Genomic DNA, 15,223 nt, shown 5'->3' with positions numbered 1-15,223 from the left:
GCTTAGTTCCTGCGGTCGTCGCGCGCCGGACGGACGCCGGAAGTCTGCGCTTCCATCATCAGTCGGTCCTGCGCCATCGGGTCGTGACCGAGGATCTCGCCCTTGAAGATCCAGGTCTTGATGCCGATCACGCCATAGGCGGTGTGGGCTTCGGCTTCGGCGTAGTCGATGTTCGCGCGCAGCGTGTGCAGCGGAACGCGACCTTCACGGTACCACTCGACGCGGGCGATTTCCGCACCGCCGAGACGGCCGCCGCAGGTGATCTTGATGCCTTCGGCGCCAAGACGCAGGGCGGACTGCACCGCGCGCTTCATCGCACGGCGGAAGGCCACGCGGCGAACGAGCTGGTCGGCAATGCCCTGGGCAACGAGCTTGCTGTCGATTTCCGGCTTGCGGATCTCGACGATGTTCAGCTTGACGTCGCTCTGGGTCATCGTCGCGAGCTTCGAACGAAGCTTCTCGATGTCAGCGCCCTTCTTGCCGATGATGACGCCCGGACGAGCGGCATAGATCGACACGCGGCACAGCTTGGCCGGCCGCTCGATGACCACCTTCGAGATCGCAGCCTGGGGCAGGTTCTCGACGATGTACTTGCGGATCTGGAGGTCTTCCTTGAGCAGCTGCTCGTAGGAGCGACCTTCAGCGTACCAGCGGCTGTCCCAGGTACGGTTGATCTGCAGGCGCAGACCGATGGGGTTCGACTTGTGACCCATGATCAGGCCTCCTCGACTTCGCGAACGACGATCCGGAGGCGCGAGAACGGCTTCAGGATCCGGGTCGACTTGCCGCGACCACGGGTGTGGAAGCGCTTCATCGTGATCGACTTGCCGACCGAGGCTTCCGCCACGACGAGCGAGTCGACGTCCAGGTTGTGGTTGTTTTCCGCATTGGCGATCGCCGAGGCGAGAACCTTGCGCGCGTCAACCGCCATCGCCTTCTTCGAGAAGGCGAGGATGTTCATCGCGTCTTCGGCCTTGTGGCCACGGATCAGCGCCGCCACCAGGTTCAGCTTCTGCGCCGAACCACGGATCTGCGTGCCGACCGACAGCGCTTCCTTGTCGCCAACGCGACGGGGTGCCTTAGGCTTGCTCATCAGCGCTTGCCCTTCTTGTCAGCGGCGTGGCCGGGGAAGTTGCGCGTCGGAGCGAACTCGCCAAGCTTGTGGCCGACCATCTCTTCCGAGACGGAGACGGGGATGAACTTCTGCCCGTTGTAGACGTTGAACGTCAGACCAACGAACTGCGGGATGATGGTCGAACGACGCGACCAGGTCTTGATCGGGCCAGCGCGGCCGCCTGCATCCTGAGCGACTTCCGCTTTCTTCAGGAGGTGCAGGTCGACGAAGGGGCCCTTCCAGACGGAGCGTGCCATGGGGTGTTACCTCTTCTTCTTCGCGTGACGCGAACGGATGATCATCTTGTCCGTCTGCTTGTTGTGGCGGGTGCGTGCGCCCTTGGTCGGCTTGCCCCACGGGGTAACCGGATGACGGCCACCCGAGGTGCGGCCTTCACCACCACCGTGCGGGTGGTCGACCGGGTTCTTGGCGACGCCGCGGGTCAGCGGACGACGGCCGAGCCAGCGGTTGCGACCGGCCTTGGCAAGGTTCTGGTTGGCATTGTCGGGGTTCGACACGGCGCCGACGGTGCCCATGCAATCGCCACGCAGGTAGCGCTGCTCGCCCGAGTTCAGGCGAACGATGACCATGCCGCGGTCACGACCGACGAGCTGGACATAGGTGCCTGCCGAACGGGCGATCTGACCGCCCTTGCCCGGCTTCATCTCCACGTTGTGGATGATGGTGCCGACCGGCATCTGCGACAGAAGCATGGCGTTGCCCGGCTTCACGTCGGTCTTTTCACCGGCGACGATGGTGTCGCCGACGGCCAGACGCTGCGGCGCCAGGATGTAGGCCTGCTCGCCGTCCTCGTACTTGACGAGGGCGATGAACGCCGTGCGGTTGGGATCGTATTCCAGACGCTCGACGGTGGCCGGCATGTCCCACTTGCGACGCTTGAAGTCGATGTAGCGGTACTTCTGCTTGTGGCCGCCCGCGATACCGCGGCTGGTCACGTGGCCCTTGTTGTTGCGGCCGCCGGTCTTGCGCTTGCCTTCGGTCAGCGCCTTGACGGGCTTGCCCTTCCACAGCGCCGACTTGTCGACGAGGACCAGGCCGCGCCGGGCGGGGCTGGTCGGATTATAGGTCTTGAGTGCCATGGTTCTACCCGCCTCAGATACCGCTGGTGACGTCGATCGACTGGCCTGCTGCCAGCGTCACGACGGCCTTCTTGACGTCCGAGCGCTTGTAGGGCTTGCCCTTCCAGCGCTTGGTCTTGCCCTTCTGGGTCAGCGTGTTCACGCCGGTGACCTTCACGTTGAACAGGGCTTCAACCGCTGCCTTGATCTCCGGCTTGGTCGCCTTGTCGGCAACCTTGAAGACCACGGCGTTGTGCTCGGACAGCAGCGTCGACTTCTCGGTGATGTGGGGAGCCACGATCACGTCGTAGTGGCGCGTGTCGATCGCGTCCTTAGCCATTGAAACGCGCCTCCAGCTTTTCGACAGCAGCGCGCGTCAGCACCAGCGTGTCATGCTTCAGGATGTCGTAGACGTTGGCGCCCACTGCGGGGAGCACGTTCACGCCGACGATGTTGCGGGCGGCCTTGGCGAAATTGTCGTTGACGCCTTCACCGTCGATCACGAGGACCTTCTTGCCGAAGCCCGACTTGGCGAGCGTGGCGGCCAGCGTCTTGGTCTTGCCTTCGACGTCGAGCGTGTCGACGATGACCAGACCGGCCTTCGCCTTCGACGAGAGCGCCATCTTGAGGCCGAGCGCGCGGACCTTCTTGTTCAGCGAGATGTTGAATTCGCGAACGCGGGGACCGTGAGCCTTACCACCGCCGATGAAGATCGGTGCCTTGCGGTCACCGTGACGGGCAGTACCGCCACCCTTCTGACGGCCGAACTTCTTGCCGGTGCGGGCAACGTCCGAACGCTCGCGCGCCTTGCGGGCGATGCCGCGGCGGTTTTCGAGCTGCCAGGTGACGACACGGTGCAGGATGTCGGCGCGCGGCTCGAGACCAAACACGTCGTCCGACAGTTCGACTTCGCCGTTGCCGGTGGTGCCGTCGAGGTTGAGAACCTGAACCTTCACGACTTAGCCCTCCTGACCTTCGGTCGCTTCGACAGCCGCGACGTCCACGGGCGTGTCGGCAGCTGCCGAGTCATTGCTGTTGGCGGCCTGCTTCAGGCCGGCGGGATAGGGCGCTTCCGCATGGCGGTTGACCTTGACGGCGTCGCGGACGAGCAGCCAGCCGTTCTTCGAGCCAGGGACCGAGCCCTTGACGAAGATCAGGCCACGCTCATCGTCGGTGCGGACGATTTCGAGGTTCTGCTGGGTGCGCTGGCGGTCGCCCATGTGACCGGCCATCTTCTTGTTCTTAAAGACGCGGCCCGGATCCTGGCGGTTACCGGTCGAACCGTGGGCACGGTGCGAGATCGACACGCCGTGCGTGGCGCGCATACCGCCGAAGCCCCAGCGCTTCATCGCGCCCTGGAAGCCCTTGCCCTGGGTGTGGCCGGTGATGTCCACGTACTGGCCGGGGACGAAATGCGAAGCGGCGATGGTCGAGCCCACTTCGAGCACGGCGTCGTCGGCGACGCGGAACTCGGCGACTTCCATCTTCAGCGCCACTTCCGCCTTGGCGAAGTGTTCGCGCTGCGGCTTGGCAACGTTCTTCTGCTTGGCTTCGCCGGCACCGAGCTGGAGAGCGACGTAACCGTCACGCTCAGCAGTGCGAACCGAAACCACCTGGCAATCTTCTAGCGACAGGACGGTGACCGGCACGTGCCGTCCGTCGTCCTGGAAAAGGCGGGTCATCCCCACCTTCTTCGCGATCACGCCGGTGCGCATGATCCATACTCCATCACAGAGGCCTGCCGGGCCCATCCCGACAGGCGTGTTCAGCCCGTATGTGAAGCATGCCCCCGACCGGGCTGAGTGCTCCTGCCAAACAGGAGCGATCGGGGGACGCTTGCCCGGCTATGCCCCGAAGGACGGCGCCGGAGGTATCCCTATGTCGCGGTGGCCGATTTGCCACCAAGCCGGCTTTGGACCGGAAGGAATTGTGGACCCGAGGGTCCGAAACTTGCGTCGTTGATCTGTCCGCCTTCGGCCACCCCGGCCTTCGCCGGCGCTAAAGGCAAGCTCACTTAGGCGAGCTTGATCTCGACGTTGACGCCGGCCGCGAGGTCCAGCTTCATCAGCGCATCGACGGTCGCAGCATTCGGCTGAACGATGTCGAGCAGGCGCTTGTAGGTACGAACCTCGAACTGCTCACGCGACTTCTTGTCGATGTGCGGGCCGCGGTTGACGCAGAACTTCTCGATGCGCGTCGGGAGCGGAATGGGGCCCCGGATGAGCGCGCCGGTGCGGCGGGCGGTGTCAGCGATTTCGCCGGTTGCCTGATCAAGTACGCGATGATCGAAGGCCTTGAGGCGAATGCGGATGTTCTGGGCTTCCATGTCCGTTTACCGATGCGAAAGAGCGTAAAACAAAAAATCCAGTCGCCCCACCCTCTCACCCTGCCCCAGCTGATGAAGCGCGGGGAAAGCGGGCCGACTGAATCAAAAAACCGGCCCGGCGGAGGAGCGAATCCCCCGCCGGTGCGCGGCCTATATTACTTCGTGATCTTGCTGACAACCCCCGAACCGACGGTGCGGCCGCCTTCGCGAATTGCGAAGCGAAGACCTTCATCCATCGCGATCGGAGCGATCAGCTTGACCGACAGCGTGACGTTGTCGCCAGGCATCACCATCTCGGTGCCCTCGGGAAGGATCACTTCGCCGGTGACGTCGGTGGTGCGGAAGTAGAACTGCGGGCGATAGTTGGCGAAGAACGGCGTGTGACGGCCACCTTCGTCCTTCGACAGCACGTAGACCTCGGCCGAGAACTCGGTGTGCGGCTTGACCGAACCGGGCTTGCAGAGGACCTGGCCGCGCTCGACGTCTTCACGCTTGATGCCGCGAACCAGCGCACCGATGTTGTCGCCGGCTTCACCCTGGTCGAGCAGCTTGCGGAACATTTCGACGCCGGTGACGGTGGTCTTGGTGGTGTCCTTGAGGCCGACGATCTCGACTTCTTCACCAACCTTGACGATGCCGGTTTCGACGCGGCCGGTCACGACCGTACCACGACCCGAGATCGAGAACACGTCTTCGACCGGCATCAGGAACGGCTTGTCGGTCGGGCGCGGCGGCTGCGGGATGTAGCTGTCGACAGCGGCCATCAGCTCGTTGATCGAGTTCTTGCCGATGTTGTCGTCGCGACCTTCGAGAGCGGCCAGAGCCGAACCCTTGATGATCGGAATATCGTCGCCCGGGAAGTCGTACGACGACAGCAGCTCGCGAACTTCGAGTTCGACCAGCTCGAGGATTTCCTCGTCGTCGACCTGGTCGACCTTGTTCATGTACACGACCAGCGCCGGCACGCCGACCTGGCGGGCGAGCAGGATGTGCTCGCGGGTCTGCGGCATCGGGCCGTCAGCGGCGTTCACGACCAGGATCGCGCCGTCCATCTGGGCGGCACCGGTGATCATGTTCTTCACGTAGTCCGCGTGACCCGGGCAGTCGACGTGGGCGTAGTGGCGGTTGGCGGTTTCGTACTCGACGTGGGCGGTCGAGATGGTGATGCCGCGCTCGCGCTCTTCCGGAGCCTTGTCGATGTTCGCGTAGTCGGTGAACGTCGCGCCGCCGGTTTCCGCGAGCACCTTGGTGATCGCAGCCGTCAGCGTGGTCTTGCCATGGTCGACGTGACCGATGGTGCCGATGTTGCAGTGCGGCTTGGTCCGCTCAAACTTAGCCTTAGCCATTGCTCAAACCTTCTTTTCGCTAAATGTTGATTGCTCTTGGAGGCGGCACCAGCCGGACTCGCCAGAAAATCAGGCGCCGCCCCTAGCCTGATCGGATCGATCAGGCAAGCATTACAGGTGGGTCTTCAGAACCGTTCGGATCGACCCGATCAGGCCAGCTTCGACTTGAGTTCGGTCGCGACGTTCGCCGGGACCTCGTCATAGTGCGAGAACTGCATCGAGTAGTTCGCCCGGCCCTGCGTGAACGAGCGCAGCTGGTTCACGTAGCCGAACATGTTCGCGAGCGGAACCATGGCTTCGACGACCTGGGCGTTACCCCGGCTGTCGGTGCCCTGGATCTGGCCACGGCGGCTGTTGATGTCGCCGATGACGTCGCCCATGAACTCTTCCGGCGTCACGACCTCGACCTTCATGATCGGTTCGAGGACCTTGATGCCCGACTTCTGTGCCGCTTCGCGCATGGCGCCGCGGGCACAGATTTCGAAGGCCAGTGCCGACGAGTCGACGTCGTGGTACGCGCCGTCGTAGAGCAGGACTTCGAAGTCGATGATCGGGAAGCCGATCAGCGAGCCGGTTTCGGCGGTTTCGCGGAAGCCCTTTTCGATCGCGGGGATATATTCCTTCGGAATGTTACCGCCCTTGATCTCGTCCTTGAAGACGAAGCCCGAACCGCGCTCACCCGGGGTCAGCTTGACCTTGACGCGGCCGAACTGGCCGGTGCCGCCCGACTGCTTCTTGTGGGTGTAGTCGATGTCGACCGGCTTGCCGAGGTATTCGCGGTAGGCCACCTGCGGGGCGCCGACGTTGGCTTCGACCTTGAATTCGCGACGCATGCGGTCGACGAGGATTTCGAGGTGAAGTTCGCCCATCCCCTTGATGATGGTCTGGCCCGATTCATGGTCGGTCGAAACGCGGAACGAAGGGTCTTCGGCCGAGAGACGGTTGAGCGCGATGCCCATCTTCTCCTGGTCGGCCTTGGTCTTCGGTTCCACCGAAAGCTCGATGACCGGCTCGGGGAATTCCATGCGCTCAAGGATGATCGGCTGCTTTTCGGCGCAGAGCGTGTCGCCCGTCGTCGTTTCCTTCAGACCGGCCAGAGCAACGATGTCGCCCGCATAGGCGGTATCGATGTCTTCGCGGTTGTTGGAGTGCATCAGCAGCATGCGGCCGACCTTCTCCTTCTTGTTCTTCACCGAGTTCAGGTAGCTGCCCTTGGTCAGCGTGCCCGAATAGATGCGGGTGAAGGTCAGCGAGCCGACGAAGGGGTCGTTCATGATCTTGAACGCGAGCGCCGAGAACGGAGCATCGTCCGAGGTCGCACGGGTGTCCGGCTCGTCGGTGTCGGGGTTCACGCCCTGCACGTCAGGAATGTCGAGCGGCGAAGGCAGGTAGTCGACGACCGCGTCGAGCAGCGCCTGGACGCCCTTGTTCTTGAACGCCGAGCCGCACAGCACGGGCACGAACGCCTGCGCCAGCGTGCCCTTGCGGATCAGCGCCTTGAGCGTTGCGACGTCGGGCTCGTTGCCTTCGAGGTAGGCTTCCATCGCATCGTCGTCCTGTTCGACGGCGAGTTCGATGAGCTGCGAGCGATAGAGCTCGGCCTCGTCGGCGAGGTCGGCCGGGATTTCTTCGTAGAAGAATTCGGCGCCCAGCGATTCATCCTTCCAGATGATCGCGCGCTGTTCGACGAGGTCGACCAGGCCCTTGAAGTCGCTTTCGGCGCCGATCGGCAGATAAAGCACTGCGGGCTTGGCACCCAGGCGGTCGATGATCGTCTGCACGCAGTACTTGAAGTTCGCGCCGGTGCGGTCGAGCTTGTTGATGAAGCACATGCGCGGCACGCCGTACTTGTCGGCCTGGCGCCACACGGTTTCCGACTGCGGCTCGACGCCGGCAACGCCGTCGAACGCGGCGACCGCGCCGTCAAGCACGCGCAGCGAACGTTCGACTTCGATGGTGAAGTCGACGTGGCCGGGGGTGTCGATGATGTTCAGGCGGTGATCCTGCCAGAAGCAGGTCGTCGCGGCCGACGTGATCGTGATGCCGCGTTCCTGTTCCTGTTCCATCCAGTCCATGGTGGCGGCGCCGTCGTGGACTTCGCCGATCTTGTAGGACTTGCCGGTGTAGTAAAGGATGCGCTCGGTCGTCGTCGTCTTGCCGGCGTCGATGTGCGCCATGATGCCGAAGTTGCGATAGCGCTCGAGCGGATGGCTGCGGGCCATGGGAGGTTTCCTTGGGTGCTGGGGAGGCCTGAATGTCAGGCCCGCCCCATATGGTTACGTTCGTGACCGTTTAAAGACGCCAGAAACGTCCGGACACCTTACCAGCGGTAGTGGCTGAACGCGCGGTTTGCGTCGGCCATGCGGTGGGTGTCTTCGCGCTTCTTGACCGCGTTGCCGCGGTTGTTGGCGGCGTCGAGCAGCTCGCCCGAAAGGCGGGCCGACATCGTGGTCTCGCTGCGGTTGCGCGCAGCGGTGATCAGCCAGCGGATGGCGAGCGCCTGGGCGCGTTCCGGGCGGACTTCGACCGGGACCTGGTAAGTCGCACCACCGACGCGGCGCGAACGGACTTCGATCTGCGGCTTCACGTTGTTCAGCGCATCGTGGAACAGCTGCAGCGGGTCCGCCTTGGCGCGGGTCTGCATGGTGTCCAGCGCACCGTACACGATCGACTCAGCGACCGACTTCTTGCCGTCGAGCATGAGGTTGTTCATGAACTTCGACAGGACCTGATCACCGAACTTCGGATCAGGCAGGATTTCCCGCTTTTCGGGACGACGACGACGAGACATCGCAAATTCCTTGTTAAACCGCCGCAAGACCCTTTGAAATCGGTCATCCCAGCGAAGGCTGGGATCGTTTTCGGCCTGTTGCGACGTTTGTAAAACCTTAGAGCGAACCGCTCCTCAAGGCCGCCAGCGAGCCCAGCCTTCGCTGGGATGACGGCCTGAAGGGGCCGTCACTTCGGACGCTTGGCGCCGTACTTCGAGCGGCTCTGCTTGCGGTCCTTGACGCCCTGGGTGTCGAGCACGCCGCGCAGGACGTGGTAGCGAACGCCCGGAAGGTCGCGCACACGGCCGCCGCGGATCAGCACAACCGAGTGCTCCTGCAGGTTGTGGCCTTCACCCGGAATGTACGAGATGACTTCGCGGCTGTTGGTCAGACGGATCTTGGCGACCTTGCGAAGCGCCGAGTTCGGCTTCTTCGGGGTGGTCGTGTAGACGCGGGTGCAAACGCCGCGCTTCTGCGGGTTCTGCTCCATCGCAGGGACCTTGCTCTTGGCCTTCTGCGGTTCGCGACCCTTGCGGATCAGCTGGTTGATCGTAGGCATGAAGTACTCTTCACCTTGACTGTGGCGCTCGGGGCCGCGTGGCGAAGAGAGAAAAGACCGTCACCGCTTGTCAAAAGCGGGCGCTGCCCTTGCGAAAGGACACCATGACGAGCTTGAAACGCTCCACCCGTGCCTTGGCGCCGGGTTACTTTGACGGATGACGCGAAAGACGGGTCTTGCGCACGCACCGGCAATGTTCAGCTCTTCCCGCAAACCGAATCCGGCTGCGGAACGCTGCGGCCCCTAGTGGAGACGGGCCTCCCGGTCAAGCGGGGGCGTGTTTTCGGCCTTGCCGGCGAGGCCGGTCGAACAAGGCGCTGGACATGGCGCGCGCCTCGTTGGGATAGGTGCAACGAACGCGACAGGGGAGCAAGTACCGGAGATGGGGCTGACAAGGCGGGACATGGTGCGGGGCGCTGCAGCGATCGGCGGCGCGATGATGGCAGGCCGTACGCTGGCCCAGGAAGCGACGCCCGCGGCAGGGACGCCCGCGCCAGCCCCGTTTGCGCTGCCGCCCATGCCGGTGCCGGCAACCCCTGATGAAATCGACATGGCGCGCTTCATCCGCGTGATGCCCAAGGCCGAATACCACGTGCATCTCGAAGGCACGCTGGAGGGCGAGATGAAGTTCATGCTTGCCCAGCGCAACGGGATCACCCTGCCCTTCGCCGATGTCGCCGCGATGAAGGCGAGCTATCAGTACCACGACCTTCCGAGTTTCCTGGCGATCTACTACGACGGGATGAAGGTGCTGGTCACCGAGCAGGACTTCCACGATCTTGCGCTCGCCTATCTCGCCAAGGCGGCATCGCAGAACGTGCTGCATACAGAGATGTTCTTCGATCCGCAGGAACACCTCAAGCGCGGCGTCGCGATGGAGACGGTCATCCTGGGCATCAGCCGCGCCCGCGCGGAGGCGGCCAAGCTTTACGGGATTTCCTCGGGCCTCATCCTGTGTTTCGTGCGCGATCTCGATCCGCATACCGCGATGGAAGCGCTCGACGCCGCCCTCCCGTATCGCGAGCATCTGGTCGGGGTAGGTCTCGACAGCGACGAAAAGGGGCACCCGCCCGGCAAGTTCGCCGCGCATTTCGCCAAGGCGCGCGCCGCCGGGCTGAAAGTGACCGTCCACTGCGACGTCAACCAGGAGAACACGCTCGCCCACATTCGCCAGGCGATCGTAGACCTGAAGGTCGACCGCATCGACCACGGCGGCAACATCCTGCAGTCGCCGGAACTGGTCGCCTTGGCCAAACAGCGCGGTCTGTCATTCACCGTGTGTCCGAGCTTTTCTGGACAAGTCCGCGGCGAAGGCGGCGATATCGAGGTCGTGCGCGGTATGCTCGACGCCGGGCTCAACGTGACGATCGCTTCGGACGATCCGGCCTATATGGGCAGCGAGTACCTGACCGAGGTGCTGATCCGCGCACAAAGGCGCAGCAATCTGACCAAGGCCGAACTGCTGCAGATCGAACGCAACGCGATCAACGCGGCGTGGCTGGGCGACGAATACAAGGCACGCATGCTGGCCCGGCTCGACATCTTCGCGAAGGCGTGGGCCTGATCCCTTCCAAATAACACCATGTTCCCAGCAGGTTGAACGCCGCCTGTTGCAATGGAATCACAGGCGCGCGGCAAATCAATGCTGCACCTGCAGGCAGGATTGCGCGACCCTGCGCAGTTGCAGCAATAAGACCCCATGACGCCAATCGGCGTCGTTAAGAACACAACCCTTATGTTGTTGCAGGGAGGACTTGAAATGGCCCGTCACGCCATCACGGCGCGCAGCATGCTGCTCGCTTCGACCACCGCGCTTTTCTTTGTCGCTGCGCCGGCCCACGCCCAGACCGCCGACGCTACGGCTTCGGACGGCAACGAAATCATCGTCACCGCCACCAAGCGCGCGCAGAGCATCCAGGAAGTGCCGTTCTCGGTGAACGCGCAGACGTCGGCGCAGATCGAGAAGATGGGCGCCAACTCGATCGAGGACATCTCGCGCGCGGTCGCCGGCCTCACCGTCCAGAACCTCGGGCCCGGCCAGAGCCAGGTCTCGGTGCGCGGCGTCTCGGCCGGCCAGATCGTCCGCGACCAGCCCGGCGTCAAGGAACAGGTCGGCATCTACCTAGATGAATCGGTGACCTCGCTGTCGCTGTTCACCCCCGATTTCGATCTGTTCGACCTTAACCGCGTGGAAACGCTGCGCGGTCCGCAGGGCACCCTGTTCGGTTCCGGTTCGGTCGGCGGCACGGTCCGCTACATCACCAACCAGCCCAAGCTCGGCAAGACCGAGGGCCAGGTTGCCGGCGACGTCAACGTGTTCAAGGGCGGCGACGTGGGCTATTCGCTCAAAGGCGCGGTGAACGTGCCGCTGGGCGGGAAGGCCGCGTTGCGCGTGGTCGGCTATGGCGAACACTTCGCCGGCTTCATCAACGCCATCGGCCCGGCCGCCGGCAAGAACATCAACGATGGCGAACGCTTTGGCGGTCGCGCCGCGCTGCTGCTCGAACCCGTCGAAGGGCTCAAGATCACGCCGCGCATCGTCTACCAGGATATCAAGGTCAACGGCTTCAACCGCGAGGACGTCTACAACCTCTACCAGAGCCCGCTGGCCGGCAGCGCGCCGATCGACGAGCGCACGCAGTACCTGAAGCTGCGCGAGCAGTTCCACGACAAGACCACGCTCGCTGACCTGACCATCAACGCGCCCGTGGCGGACAACATCGATGTGACTTCGGTGACGAGCTACATCCACCGCAACATCCTCGTCAGCCGCGATGCATCGGCGCTGACCGGTTCGGTCGGGGTCAGCCTGGGCCTGCCCGCCGGTGCGATCAACCTGCCTTCGAACCTGCGAGATACCACCAAGCTCGACACCTGGACGCAGGAACTGCGCCTTTCCTCCACCGGCGCGGGCCCCCTGCAGTGGGTGCTCGGCGGCTTCTACAGCGACATCAAGCGCACCTACGCACAGCGCCTGCCGACGCCCGGCTACGATGCCTATATCGATGCGGCGCTGGGCGCGGGCGTGTCCGATGCCGTGGCCAACGGCTTCCCGGCGGATTCGCCCTACAACGCCGACATTCCCTACAAGATCAAGCAGTTCGCGGTGTTTGGTGAAGCCAGCTACAAGGCTGGCGACTTCAAGCTGACCGCCGGCGGCCGCTATTACGACTTCAAGGAAACCCGCAACTTCATCTCCGGCGGCGTCTTCGCCAACGGCGATCGCAACATCGGCGACAAGACCAAGTCGAACGGCTTCAACCCGCGCTTCATCGTCAGCTACGAACCCAGCCGCGACCTGTCGTTCAACGTGCAGGCGTCGAAGGGCTTCCGCCTTGGCGGCGTGAACGATCCGCTCAACATCCCGCTCTGCTCGGGCGGCGCCAACGGTCCGGATGCCGCAACTTACGGTGGGCGTCCGAACTACAAGGACGAAAGCCTCTGGAACTACGAAGCCGGCGTGAAGGCTTCGACCAGCGGGGTGACCTTCAACGCCGCGGTGTTCTACAACCGCATCCGCAACCTGCAGGTGACGGCGGACGCCGGCTCGTGCTCGTCGCGCGTGGTGTTCAACGTGCCCAAGGCGCACACCGCCGGTCTTGAAGTCGAACTCAGCGCACGCCCCGCGCCGGGCTTCGACCTGTCGATCAACGGCAGCGTGATCGATTCCAAGTTCGACAGCAACGTCACCGACGCCGGCGGCAACATCATTGCGGGCATCCGCGATGGCAACCGCCTGCCCACCGTGCCGAAGTTCCAGATGTCGGCCACCGCCAGCTATGCCTATGCCGTTGCCGACGACATGGACTGGACCTTCAACGCCACCTTCAGCCACGTCGGCAACCGGTTCACTCAGCCGTCCGACCAGGAAGCCGGCGCGGGCAACTTCGGCAACTCGCTGTTCTTCAACCCGGCCACCGGCGCTTCGGGTTCGGGAACCTACAGCTTCGGCTCGTACCAGTTGCCGAGCTACAATCTCGTCAACCTGTCGACCGGGGTTGAATGGAAGAACGGCCTGTCGGTTCTGCTCTACGTCAACAACCTGTTCGATGAAACGCCGCTGCTCTCGCTCGACCGCGAACGCGGTGGCCGCGCGCGCATCGGCTACAACATCGGCACGCCGCGCAAGATCGGCATGACGGTGCGCAAGAGCTTCTGATCTTTGCCCGACCGCCCGGCGATGGGCGGTCCCGGCCAGGCTCGAAGGGCCCCTCTTCCCCGGCGGAGGAGGGGCCTCTTGTTTTTTGGAACGGAACCGGGCCGTTCGTTTGTTCTACCTTTGCGGTAGAGAAATAAGGCGTAGGCTCGCTCGCATAACCAGACCGTCCCCGGCCTTTGATCCGACAGGCCGGTCGAGCAAGGGATCGGGGCGGCATTCGAGAGAGGGTGTGGCCATGGGATATGGAGCGGAACGCGGCGGGCGTGGCAGGCTCGGCGCAGGCGCGGCGGTGATCGCGCTGCATGTGGGGTTGGGAGCGGCGCTGCTCTCCACCTTTGCGGGCGGGATCATCACCCGGGTGATCGACAGGGGCCTCGACAACCAGAACTGGATCTGGATGCCCCCGCCGCCCAAGCCGCCAAAGCCCGAACCCTCGCCACGCACTGCGGCGCGCGCGCATACCGACAGCACTGCGCCGCGCACGCCGCTGGATCCGCTGGTTCCATCGACAGACACGCGAACGCTTGATCCTGGACCCCTGCTTCCGCCCCTCGGACCGATCGATCTCGGTCCCAAGGAGCCGTTCCTCAAGCCCGATCCGTCACCAACGCCCACCGGCCCGGCCACGGCGGCGCGGGCCAAGGGCGATCCCGGCAGCTGGATCACGCGCAACGACTACCCCACGCGGGCGATCCGCGAGGAATGGACCGGCGTTACCCGCCTGCGCCTGAGCATCGGCACGGACGGACGGCCGAGCGGCTGCGAAGTGACGGCGAGCAGCGGACATCCCGAACTCGACACCGTAGCCTGCGACCGCGTCACCCGGCGCGCACGGTTCGAACCTGCTCGCAGCAGTGAAGGCACCGCCATGCCGGGCGCATACGAGACGGCTGTACGCTGGGTCCTGCAAGACTGATCGCAACGGGGCGGCGGCTGGTCAGTCGGCCGCCGCCCTGTTAGGCCTGCCCCGGCAATCGCCGCGGGAGAACACGTGACTGGGCCCCTGTCCGCCCTCGACATCGTCGATGCCGAGCTCGCAAAGCTCCTGCCATCGCACGAAGGCCGCCTGCTGGTCATCGGACTGAGCGGCGCGCAAGGATCGGGGAAGTCGACGCTTGCCACAGCCCTCGCCGCGCGGCTTGACGCACGCGGCTGCGCCACGGCGATCCTCTCGCTCGACGATCTCTATCGCACGAAGGCCGAGCGGCGCATCCTTGCCGAAACGGTCCATCCCCTGCTGGCCACGCGCGGCGTCCCCGGCACGCACGACATAAAGCTCGGCCTCGACGTGATCGCCGCGCTTCAGGGGGGAGAAGCGGCTGCACTGCCCCGCTTCGACAAGGGCGCCGACGATCGCCTGCCCGAAACGCAATGGCCTCGCGCAAGCCGGGACACCCGCGCGCTGATCCTCGAAGGCTGGTGCCTCGGCGCAAGGCCGCAAGGGGCGGCAGGCCTTTCGCGGCCGATCAACAGGCTCGAAGCGGAAGAAGATCCCGATGGACGTTGGCGCGGCCATGCCGATGCGGCGCTGGCCGGAGACTATGCCACGCTGTTTGCGCGGATCGACTTCCTCGTGATGTTGCGCGCCCCCGGCTTCGACATCGTCGCACGGTGGCGCGGCGAACAGGAAGAGCCGTTGCGCCAGGCGGGGCGAGGCATGGACTCCGTCGCACTCGCCCGGTTCATCGCCCACTACGAGCGCATCACGCGTGCGCTGCTGGATGATCTTCCGGACCGCGCCGACCTCGTCATCGATCTGGATGAAGACCGCAGCGTGCTGGACGTGCGGCGGAATGCGTGCGCACGGGCCTTCGAGGAGGAACGCCTTCCCCCTCCGCCCGGTTGATCGCGTGCACCGATGATCATGAA

16 protein-coding genes are annotated in these 15,223 nt (G+C 64.3%); 4 read left to right on the top strand and 12 right to left on the bottom strand.

The window, feature by feature from the left end:
• Window positions 1-2: 2 nt before the first annotated feature.
• From rpsC to rpsL, 12 genes are all read right to left on the bottom strand, one after another.
• Window positions 3-713 carry a 30S ribosomal protein S3 gene (rpsC, locus tag HHL27_RS05840; protein ID WP_169492440.1) on the bottom strand — a complete coding sequence of 237 codons (711 nt, stop codon included), beginning with the start codon at window positions 711-713 and terminating at the stop codon, window positions 3-5.
• A 2-nt stretch (window positions 714-715) separates the two neighbouring features.
• The gene (gene rplV, locus HHL27_RS05835; RefSeq protein WP_169492439.1) at window positions 716-1,093 is read right to left on the bottom strand and encodes a 50S ribosomal protein L22; all 378 of its coding nucleotides are present in this window, start codon (window positions 1,091-1,093) and stop codon (window positions 716-718) included.
• Window positions 1,093-1,371, bottom strand: a complete 279-nt coding sequence (gene rpsS / locus HHL27_RS05830) for a 30S ribosomal protein S19 (RefSeq protein ID WP_169492438.1) — start codon at window positions 1,369-1,371, stop codon at window positions 1,093-1,095. Before rpsS ends, rplV begins: the two co-directional genes overlap by 1 nt.
• A gap of 6 nt (window positions 1,372-1,377) precedes the next feature.
• Window positions 1,378-2,214, bottom strand: coding sequence for a 50S ribosomal protein L2 (gene rplB / locus HHL27_RS05825; protein ID WP_169492437.1), 837 nt, complete (start codon window positions 2,212-2,214; stop codon window positions 1,378-1,380).
• Between the two features lie 13 nt (window positions 2,215-2,227).
• Window positions 2,228-2,533, bottom strand: coding sequence for a 50S ribosomal protein L23 (locus tag HHL27_RS05820; RefSeq protein WP_169492436.1), 306 nt, complete (start codon window positions 2,531-2,533; stop codon window positions 2,228-2,230).
• Window positions 2,526-3,149 carry a 50S ribosomal protein L4 gene (rplD, locus tag HHL27_RS05815; protein WP_169492435.1) on the bottom strand — a complete coding sequence of 208 codons (624 nt, stop codon included), beginning with the start codon at window positions 3,147-3,149 and terminating at the stop codon, window positions 2,526-2,528. The genes HHL27_RS05820 and rplD overlap by 8 nt, the downstream gene beginning before the upstream one ends.
• A gap of 3 nt (window positions 3,150-3,152) precedes the next feature.
• Window positions 3,153-3,908, bottom strand: coding sequence for a 50S ribosomal protein L3 (gene rplC / locus HHL27_RS05810; protein ID WP_169492434.1), 756 nt, complete (start codon window positions 3,906-3,908; stop codon window positions 3,153-3,155).
• 299 nt (window positions 3,909-4,207) lie between these two features.
• Window positions 4,208-4,519, bottom strand: coding sequence for a 30S ribosomal protein S10 (gene rpsJ / locus HHL27_RS05805; RefSeq protein ID WP_011444906.1), 312 nt, complete (start codon window positions 4,517-4,519; stop codon window positions 4,208-4,210).
• Between the two features lie 155 nt (window positions 4,520-4,674).
• Window positions 4,675-5,865, bottom strand: coding sequence for an elongation factor Tu (tuf, locus tag HHL27_RS05800; protein WP_169492433.1), 1,191 nt, complete (start codon window positions 5,863-5,865; stop codon window positions 4,675-4,677).
• A gap of 149 nt (window positions 5,866-6,014) precedes the next feature.
• Window positions 6,015-8,087: an elongation factor G gene (fusA, locus tag HHL27_RS05795; protein WP_169492432.1), complete on the bottom strand. Its 2,073-nt coding sequence runs from the start codon at window positions 8,085-8,087 to the stop codon at window positions 6,015-6,017.
• A gap of 98 nt (window positions 8,088-8,185) precedes the next feature.
• A complete protein-coding gene (gene rpsG, locus HHL27_RS05790) occupies window positions 8,186-8,656 on the bottom strand; it encodes a 30S ribosomal protein S7 (RefSeq protein ID WP_169492431.1) in 471 nt (156 codons plus the stop codon).
• A gap of 167 nt (window positions 8,657-8,823) precedes the next feature.
• Window positions 8,824-9,195, bottom strand: coding sequence for a 30S ribosomal protein S12 (gene rpsL / locus HHL27_RS05785; protein ID WP_169492430.1), 372 nt, complete (start codon window positions 9,193-9,195; stop codon window positions 8,824-8,826).
• A gap of 406 nt (window positions 9,196-9,601) precedes the next feature.
• Between rpsL and add the strand changes: the two genes are divergently transcribed.
• The 4 genes from add (at window position 9,602) to HHL27_RS05765 (ending at window position 15,200) form a co-directional block, all read left to right on the top strand.
• Window positions 9,602-10,759, top strand: a complete 1,158-nt coding sequence (add, locus tag HHL27_RS05780; RefSeq protein ID WP_338114831.1) for an adenosine deaminase — start codon at window positions 9,602-9,604, stop codon at window positions 10,757-10,759.
• A gap of 195 nt (window positions 10,760-10,954) precedes the next feature.
• Window positions 10,955-13,354, top strand: coding sequence for a TonB-dependent receptor (locus tag HHL27_RS05775; RefSeq protein ID WP_169492429.1), 2,400 nt, complete (start codon window positions 10,955-10,957; stop codon window positions 13,352-13,354).
• 235 nt (window positions 13,355-13,589) lie between these two features.
• Entirely contained in the window at window positions 13,590-14,270 is a 681-nt protein-coding gene (locus tag HHL27_RS05770; protein WP_169492428.1) for an energy transducer TonB, read from the top strand.
• 75 nt (window positions 14,271-14,345) lie between these two features.
• A complete protein-coding gene (locus tag HHL27_RS05765) occupies window positions 14,346-15,200 on the top strand; it encodes a kinase (RefSeq protein ID WP_169492427.1) in 855 nt (284 codons plus the stop codon).
• Window positions 15,201-15,223 lie beyond the last annotated feature (23 nt).

Source organism: Novosphingobium olei (genome assembly GCF_012927405.1).
GTDB lineage: Bacteria > Pseudomonadota > Alphaproteobacteria > Sphingomonadales > Sphingomonadaceae > Novosphingobium > Novosphingobium olei.
Note: the sequence above shows the minus strand (reverse complement) of the source record. Positions and strands in the feature narration are given on the sequence as shown.

What these genes read in the sequence shown, in the direction of transcription:
- rplV (WP_169492439.1), bottom strand. Translation starts at nt 1,093, where the DNA reads ATGAGCAAGCCTAAGGCACCCCGTCGCGTTGGCGACAAGGAAGCGCTG.
- rpsG (WP_169492431.1), bottom strand. Translation starts at nt 8,656, where the DNA reads ATGTCTCGTCGTCGTCGTCCCGAAAAGCGGGAAATCCTGCCTGATCCG.
- rpsC (WP_169492440.1), bottom strand. Translation starts at nt 713, where the DNA reads ATGGGTCACAAGTCGAACCCCATCGGTCTGCGCCTGCAGATCAACCGT.
- HHL27_RS05775 (WP_169492429.1), top strand. Translation starts at nt 10,955, where the DNA reads ATGGCCCGTCACGCCATCACGGCGCGCAGCATGCTGCTCGCTTCGACC.
- fusA (WP_169492432.1), bottom strand. Translation starts at nt 8,087, where the DNA reads ATGGCCCGCAGCCATCCGCTCGAGCGCTATCGCAACTTCGGCATCATG.
- rpsS (WP_169492438.1), bottom strand. Translation starts at nt 1,371, where the DNA reads ATGGCACGCTCCGTCTGGAAGGGCCCCTTCGTCGACCTGCACCTCCTG.
- rpsL (WP_169492430.1), bottom strand. Translation starts at nt 9,195, where the DNA reads ATGCCTACGATCAACCAGCTGATCCGCAAGGGTCGCGAACCGCAGAAG.
- HHL27_RS05820 (WP_169492436.1), bottom strand. Translation starts at nt 2,533, where the DNA reads ATGGCTAAGGACGCGATCGACACGCGCCACTACGACGTGATCGTGGCT.
- rplC (WP_169492434.1), bottom strand. Translation starts at nt 3,908, where the DNA reads ATGCGCACCGGCGTGATCGCGAAGAAGGTGGGGATGACCCGCCTTTTC.
- tuf (WP_169492433.1), bottom strand. Translation starts at nt 5,865, where the DNA reads ATGGCTAAGGCTAAGTTTGAGCGGACCAAGCCGCACTGCAACATCGGC.
- HHL27_RS05770 (WP_169492428.1), top strand. Translation starts at nt 13,590, where the DNA reads ATGGGATATGGAGCGGAACGCGGCGGGCGTGGCAGGCTCGGCGCAGGC.
- rpsJ (WP_011444906.1), bottom strand. Translation starts at nt 4,519, where the DNA reads ATGGAAGCCCAGAACATCCGCATTCGCCTCAAGGCCTTCGATCATCGC.
- rplB (WP_169492437.1), bottom strand. Translation starts at nt 2,214, where the DNA reads ATGGCACTCAAGACCTATAATCCGACCAGCCCCGCCCGGCGCGGCCTG.